Genomic DNA, 6433 nt, shown 5'->3' with positions numbered 1-6433 from the left:
CGGCCGGCCAGGAGAGCGGGCAGCCGGTCGAGGATCGCCTGCTCGGTCTCCGCGTCGACACCCTCGGTGGGTTCGTCGAGGACCAGCAGCGGGCGATCGAGCAGCACGGCGCGGGCGAGCGCGACCCGCCGCCGCTGCCCCGTCGACAGGCCCGCGCCCAGCTCACCGACCTGGGTGGACAGCGGCACGTCCAACGCCGCGGCGTCGGCGGCCGCCGCGACCTCCGCGTCGGTCGCCGCGGGCGCGCCGAGGCGGATGTTGTCGGCCACCGTGCCGGTCACGAGCCGCGGTCGCTGCGGCACCCACGCGATGCGCGACTGCCACGCGTCGCGGTCGAGGTCGGCGAGGTCGACGCCGTCCACGTACACGTGCCCGGCGTCCGGCGGGTACCAGCCGAGCAGCAGGTCGAGCAGCGTCGACTTGCCCACCCCGCTGGGTCCGGTCACGCCGACGACCTCGCCGGGTGCGACGGTGAGGGAGAACCGGTCGAGCACGGGGCCGGACCGGCCGGTGACGGTGACCTCGCACAGCCGCAGCGGCACGCGGGACGGGTCGGGTGCCGGTGCCCGGGTCCCGGTCGCCGCGCCGGACTCGTCCAGCAGCGCCAGGATCTCCTCGGCCGCGGCCACACCCTCCGCGCTGTCGTGGAACCGGGCGCCGACCGCACGCAGCGGCAGGTACACCTCCGGTGCGAGGACCAGCACGACGAGCGCGGTGTGCAGGTCGAGGTCGCCGGCCACGAGCCGCAGCCCGACCGACACCGCGACCACGGCCACCGACAGCGTCGCGAGCAGCTCGAGCACGAGCGCGGACAGGAACGCGACGCGCAGCGTGCGCATGGTCTGCCGGCGGTAGGTACGGGTGATCTCGGCCAGCGTGCGCCGCTGGGTCTTGGCCCGGCCGAACGCGGTGAGCACCGCGAGCCCGGCGACCAGATCGACGAAGTGGTTGCCCAGCACGGACAGCGTCCGCCACTGGCGCCGCACGCCCCGCTCGGTGTAGCGGCCGATGAGGATCATGAACAGGGGGACCAGCGGGATGGTGAGCCCGACGATCAGCGCGGCGACCCAGTCGGCGAGCAGGATGCGGCCCGCGATCACCGCGGGCACGATGGCCGCGATCAGCAGCTGTGGCAGGTACCGGGCGAAGTAGCCGTCGAGCCGGTCGACCCCGCGGGTGGCGAGAGTCGCCAGCTCGGCGGGCGACCGGTCGCCGCGGCGCCCGTGAGCGGAGCGAGCCGCGGGCACGGAACCACCGCGCGAACGCTGCTCGGAGCCCGCGCGCAGCGGCGTGAGCCGGTGGTGGCCCAGCGCGAGTGCCTTGTCGACGACCGCGGCCCGGAGCTGGCTCAGCACGGTGGCCGAGGCGCGGTGGGCCGCGGACTCGGCGAGCCATGCCGTCGCCGCGCGGGCGAGCACCACGGCGGCGACCAGTCCGATGGGAACGGCCAACGCCGCGAGGCCCGCGCCGCCGAGGAAAGCGTCGGTGATGACGCCGGCGAGCAGGTCGGCCTGTGCCACCACGAGGCCCGCGGTCACCAGGCCCAGCAGCGCGCAGACCAGGATGAACGGGCGGGCCGCGGCGGCGTGCCGGAGGAGGCGCGGGTCGAGCGGCTTCACGACCGTTCCGCGACGAGGCCCTGGCCGGCCGGGATGTGCGCCCGGCTGACCCGCTTGCGGAACACCCAGTACGTCCACGCCTGGTAGGCGAGCACGACGGGGGTGAAGAACACCGCGACCCAGGTCATGATCTGCAGGGTGTACGGCGTCGACGACGCGTTGGTGGTGGTGAGGCTGTTGGCCGCGTCGTTGCTGGCGGGCAGGACGTCGGGGTACAGCGCGCCGAACAACGCGACCGTGGTCGCGATGATGGTGAGCGCGGTCCCGGTGAACGCCCAGCCCTCGCGGCCGGTGTAGGCGGCGGTGACGGCCGCCATGAGCGCGACCGCGGCGACCGTGACCGGCACCCAGGTCCACCCCGTGCCGTGGGCGAGTTGGGTCCAGAACAGGAACGACGCGCCGAGCAGGATCGCCGCGCCACCCAGGGGCAGGGTGAGGCCCTTGGCGCGGGCCCGCACCTCGCCCTCGGTCCTGAGCGCGACGAACACCGCGCCGTGGAAGGCGAACACGCTCAGGGTGGTCAGGCCGCCGAGCAGCGCATAGGGGTTGAGCAGTGTGAAGAAGGTGCCGGTGAAGTTGTGGTCGGCGTCGAGGGGCACGCCGCGGACGATGTTGCCGAACGCGACACCCCACAGCAGCGCGGGCACCGCGGAGCCGGTCATGATCGCGATGTCCCAGCCGCGGCGCCAGCGGTCGCTGTCGATCTTGCCGCGGAACTCGAACGCGACGCCGCGCACGATCAGGGCGACGAGGATCACCAGCAGCGCCAGGTAGAAGCCGGAGAACAGGCTGGCGTACCAGAGCGGGAACGCGGCGAAGGTGGCGCCGCCGGCGACGAGCAGCCAGACCTCGTTGCCGTCCCAGACGGGGCCGATGGTGTTGATGAGCACGCGGCGGTCGGTGTTGTCCCGGGACAGCACGCGCAGCAGCATGCCGACGCCGAAGTCGAACCCTTCGAGGACGAAGTAGCCGGTCCACAGCACCGCGATCAGCAGGAACCAGATGTCGGTGAGAGCCATCGGAGTTCTCCAGGTCAGTACGCGAACACGGGGGCGGACTCGTCGGTGTCCACAGCGGACTCCGCTGGTGCGGGATCGGGTGGACCGGCCTTGGCGTAGCGGTACATCAGCACGCCGTCGGCGACCGCGAGCACGCCGTACAGCAGGGTGAACACGATCAGCGAGGTGAGCACCGTGCCGGCGGAGACGGTGGGGGAGACGCCGTCTGCGGTGGTCATCAGCCCGAACACGGCCCAGGGTTGGCGGCCCATCTCGGTGAAGATCCAGCCGACGCTGTTGGCCAGTGTCGGCAGCGCGAGTGAGGCGACGGCCGCGACGGTGAACCAGCGCGGGATCCGTGGGCGGCGGAGCAGCCACAGCCCGAGCAGGGACAGCAGGCCCATCAGCATCCCGAGGCCGATCATGAGGCGGAACGTCCAGTAGGTGACGGGGATGTCGGGGCGGTAGTCGCCAGTGCCGTGGGCCTTCTCCTGTGCGGCCTGGAGGTCGTTGATGCCCTCGACGGTGCCGTCGAAGTGGCCGGTGGCCATGAACGACAGCACGCCGGGCACCCGCAGGCTCCACACCTCTTTCGAGCCGTCGAGCGTGCCGACGGTGAACAGCGAGAACGAGGCCGGGCTCACCGTGTCCCACAGGGCTTCCGCGGCGGCCATCTTCATCGGCTGCTGCTCGGTCATCAACCTGGCCTGCAGGTCACCGCTGACCACCACGCCGAGGCTCGCGACGAGCACGGTGACGAGCGCCATCTTCAGCGAGGGCCGGAAGACCTCGTCGGCCTTCTTGCGGCGCAGCTGCCACGCGCTGATCCCCACGACGAAGATGCCCGCGGTGACGAAGCACGCGGTGATCGTGTGGAAGAAGGCGCCGACCGCGGTGGAGTTGGTGAGCACGGCGCCGAAGTCGGTCAGCTCGGCGCGGCCGGTGGTGCCGTTGACCCGGTAGCCGACCGGGTGCTGCATCCACGAGTTCGCGGCGAGGATGAAGTACGCGGAGAGCACGGTTCCGGTGGCGGCGAGCCAGATGGCGGCCAGGTGCAGTTTCTTCGGCAGCCGGTCCCAGCCGAAGATCCACAGGCCGAGGAACGTGGACTCCAGGAAGAACGCCAGCAGTCCCTCGATCGCGAGCGGCGCGCCGAAGATGTCCCCGACGAAGCGGCTGTAGTCGCTCCAGTTCATGCCGAACTGGAACTCCTGCACGATCCCGGTGACCACGCCCATGGCGAAGTTGATGAGAAACAGCTTCCCCCAGAACTTGGTCATGCGCAGGTACCGCTCGTTCTTCGTGCGCACCCAGGCGGTCTGCTTCCCGGCGACCAGAAAGGACAGTCCGATCGTCAGCGGCACGAAGATGAAGTGGTACACGGTGGTGATGCCGAACTGCCACCGCGCGAGGTCCAACGCGTCCATCCGGGCTCTCCTGGTAGAGGTGTGAAGGATGTCAGTTGCCAGCATGCGGCGGCGTGCTCTCCGCGATCAGTGCCGAAAAGGCCAGATGTGCAGGGACCAAAGTCCTTGCCGGACAGGGGATGACAGGGGTTCCTGGTCCAGTGGTGCGGTCAGGGTCTCGGTCACCGGCCTTCGTCCGCCTGGTTTCGGCCTGCTCGTGGCTCCGCCGGCCACCGTGATCCGGTGACCGGCGGAACCGGTTGGATGTGTCGGGTGCTCAGCGCAGCCACGGGTACTTCTTGACGATGTCAAGGTTGGCCCAGGTCCTGCCGAGGCCCCAGGTGTTGCCGGCGGCGATGAGTGCCAGCGTGATGAGTACGAGGCCGTAGATGATGTGGTAGTCGATGATGGGGTTGGTCGACATGGTCGGCTGGCCCGCGTCGGTGAACCGGGCGAGCGGCCACTCGGCGGCCCACATCAGCAGCATCAACAGCGCGCCGGACACCGCGGCGATCCGCATTCCGATGCCGAGCACGACGGCGACGCCGACGCCGGCGAGGGCGAGCATGAACAGCCAGTCCGCGAAGCCCGCGCCGGCCCAGGAACGGAACATGTCGGCGAACGGACCGTGGTCGAGGCTGCCGAGGAAACCCTTGGTGGGCGAGCCGCCGTTGATCCACGCGCCCTTGGCGGGGGTGGCGTAGCCCAGACCGAACACCTTGTCCACGAACGCCCAGACGAAGACAAGACCCGTCACGACGCGCAGCACGGCCGCGACGGGACCGGCGGCGGCCGACACGGTGGCCGAGACCGGTGCTTCGGCTGTCCGCTGGACCGGGATGTTCTTGTGCTGCTGCGGGCTGTCCTTGATGGACATCGCTTGCCTCCCTTTCACTTGGTTTCGATATCAGTCTCGGTGTCCGGACCGCCGTGATCTGGAGTCCAAGGTCCCTCTTGTCGTCAACGTTGGTCCCTGATCGACGACCGGGCCCGCGCCGGCGATCACCGAGGTGTCGCGGACCGTCCGGTCCGGTGCGCCTTGCCGTCACGGAGCAGGTTGCGGAGCCGGCAGGCGCTCATCGGATCCAGCGTGACCAGGGGAGTCCGTCGCGCGGGCCCGGGGGGTTCGTCCGGGGACTCCGCCGGAGGCACGCGCCCCTCCGCCGCGGTCAGCCCCAACATGCCGAGGAGCTCCGCGAGATCCTTCACGTCACGTGCCCGGCCGGCGACCGTGCGGGCGGCCCGATGCCGTTGCCACACGGGGGAGATCGACCTGGTGTCGTAGTCGGCTGCCATACCTCCACCATCGGCGCGCGGCGCCGGGCGGCACAGCGGCGAAAGTCCCTGCCGGCATGGCCTTTCGGCTACTCGCGAGCCAAGCGCCGCCGGACACCGTGACGGCCATGCGGAGACAGGCCGGTCAGCGAGCCGTTCCCCACGGCGATCCCGGCGAGTGCCATCACCCCGTTGCCGACACCGAAGGCGTGGTGCTCGGGCGGGTCGTGGGCAGAGCCCGGCCGACGCGTCCGGATTCGTTGCTTCCGCGGCGAACTGCCGTGGTTCTCACTCTTCGTACAGGCGTGCGCCCGGCAGGCGGCCGACCGTGTCCTCGGTCCGGCGGACCGGGCTGCGGGGTAGCGGTGGCGCGGAGGTGGGTGCCCAGCCGACGCGCAGGATCAGGTGGGGGTGGGCAGCGCCGTCGAGCAGCTGGTCCCGGATGGTGGCGCGGGTGTCGGCGACCTCGAGCGGCTGCGAGAGCGGACACGTTGCCAGACCGAGGTCGGTCGCCGTCAGCAGCGCGGCGCTGGCCGCCTCACCGGCGCGCAGCACCGACGCGGGGTCGTCGTCCAGGGTGGCGAGCACGAGTAGTTCGCCGCGGTCGTCCTCGCCGCGGCCGGTGGGTGCGTTCTCCAGCGTGCCACCGGGAAATGTGCGCATCGCCGTGTCGTCGTGCCGGGTGGGCGTCCGTGCGCCGCTGGCGGCGGGCACACCGTCCTGGGCGGCGAGGCTGCTCCTGCTCCACCTGGCCAGCTCGGACTGGTAGTCCGGGTTGTCGGCCTGCTGGCGGGCGGCGGCGTCGATGGCACGCGTCAGCGTCCAGCGGGTCGCACCGTCGGTGACGGGCACCAGCAGCGCGCCCGCGCGCGTGGCCCGGCGCACCAACAGGTCGAGGTGCTCGCCCGGCACCTCCCACGACGTGAAGCGGCGACGGTCCGTCCGGCGCCGGGGGATCGCGCCGGCGAGAGCGACGTCGTCGTCGCCAGGCTCCCTCGGCCGTGTCTCCACCGTGGCCAGGTGGTCGGGATCGTGCTCGTTGGGCAGGTAGTGGACGTCCGTCTCCCAGCCCGCCGCCGCCAGCGCCACCCGCAGGTGGTGGAGCGCGGCACCACAGCTGAGCAGCAGGTCCCGG

General features: G+C 71.4%; 6 protein-coding genes. All 6 read right to left on the bottom strand.

The window, feature by feature from the left end:
* A partial coding sequence (gene cydD / locus ACJ73U_RS28940; RefSeq protein WP_407780890.1) for a thiol reductant ABC exporter subunit CydD occupies positions 1-1619 on the bottom strand: 1619 nt, incomplete at its 3' end.
* Positions 1616-2638 (bottom strand): cytochrome d ubiquinol oxidase subunit II, encoded by a 1023-nt coding sequence (gene cydB, locus ACJ73U_RS28935; RefSeq protein ID WP_407780889.1) that lies wholly within the window; start codon positions 2636-2638, stop codon positions 1616-1618. The genes cydB and cydD, both read right to left, overlap by 4 nt.
* A 14-nt stretch (positions 2639-2652) precedes the next feature.
* Positions 2653-4044: a cytochrome ubiquinol oxidase subunit I gene (locus ACJ73U_RS28930; protein WP_407780888.1), complete on the bottom strand. Its 1392-nt coding sequence runs from the start codon at positions 4042-4044 to the stop codon at positions 2653-2655.
* Between the two features lie 256 nt (positions 4045-4300).
* The gene (locus ACJ73U_RS28925; protein WP_407780887.1) at positions 4301-4900 is read right to left on the bottom strand and encodes a hypothetical protein; all 600 of its coding nucleotides are present in this window, start codon (positions 4898-4900) and stop codon (positions 4301-4303) included.
* A gap of 125 nt (positions 4901-5025) precedes the next feature.
* Positions 5026-5319, bottom strand: coding sequence for a hypothetical protein (locus tag ACJ73U_RS28920; RefSeq protein WP_407780886.1), 294 nt, complete (start codon positions 5317-5319; stop codon positions 5026-5028).
* 267 nt (positions 5320-5586) lie between these two features.
* A partial coding sequence (locus ACJ73U_RS28915; protein ID WP_407780885.1) for an Acg family FMN-binding oxidoreductase occupies positions 5587-6433 on the bottom strand: 847 nt, incomplete at its 5' end.

The organism is Actinophytocola sp. (assembly GCF_045807065.1).
In the GTDB taxonomy this organism is placed as follows: Bacteria; Actinomycetota; Actinomycetes; order Mycobacteriales; family Pseudonocardiaceae; genus Actinophytocola.
Note: the sequence above shows the minus strand (reverse complement) of the source record. Positions and strands in the feature narration are given on the sequence as shown.

Bases quoted from the DNA above. Each gene is read 5' to 3' on its own strand.
- cydB (WP_407780889.1), bottom strand. From the start codon at position 2,638: ATGGCTCTCACCGACATCTGGTTCCTGCTGATCGCGGTGCTGTGGACC.
- ACJ73U_RS28930 (WP_407780888.1), bottom strand. From the start codon at position 4,044: ATGGACGCGTTGGACCTCGCGCGGTGGCAGTTCGGCATCACCACCGTG.
- ACJ73U_RS28925 (WP_407780887.1), bottom strand. From the start codon at position 4,900: ATGTCCATCAAGGACAGCCCGCAGCAGCACAAGAACATCCCGGTCCAG.
- ACJ73U_RS28920 (WP_407780886.1), bottom strand. From the start codon at position 5,319: ATGGCAGCCGACTACGACACCAGGTCGATCTCCCCCGTGTGGCAACGG.